The sequence below is a fragment of the Vallitalea maricola genome (genome assembly GCF_036985595.1).
In the GTDB taxonomy this organism is placed as follows: domain Bacteria; phylum Bacillota; class Clostridia; order Lachnospirales; family Vallitaleaceae; genus Vallitalea; species Vallitalea maricola.
The window spans coordinates 1-423 of sequence record NZ_BTPU01000144.1 but is presented as its reverse complement, the minus strand read 5'-3'; the positions used below and the strand labels follow the sequence as shown (position 1 = coordinate 423).

Here is a 423-nt window from a genome sequence, read left to right as displayed (position 1 = left end):
GTTACCGATTTGTTTCCGTCATAGTTCGTGTCTGTATTACCCAATTTATCTTTTACTGTTAGTGTTATTGTATTGCCTGTTCCTGCTGTTGGTTCTGTTGTGACGGCTGTGGCTGCTACTGTGTAGGCTCCTTGTGGTGCTGGTAGCGTTACGGCTGTACTGGTTATTTCTGTCAGGCTTCCACTGTTGAATGCCAGCTGGGCGTTATCGACCTGCGCTTGGTTTGTTGCTCCTAAGTCTGTAAAGGTGGCTACTCCTGCGCTTACTGTTGCTGTGGTTGTTCCTGTCAGGTTCCATGTTCCTGAGTCTTTTTTACTTGCTGCTATGATTGTCCCATTGTCACTTGTACATATATTTCCAAATTCATCTACCGCGTTTACCTTAGGCTGTTGTGCAAATTGCCCTCCATTGGCTGATGGTGCT

The 423-nt window shown here is 46.1% G+C and carries 1 protein-coding gene; it reads right to left on the bottom strand.

From position 1 onward, the window contains the following. Positions 1 to 423 (bottom strand): hypothetical protein (locus AACQ14_RS23655; RefSeq protein WP_339366003.1); only part of this gene is annotated, 423 nt, incomplete at both ends.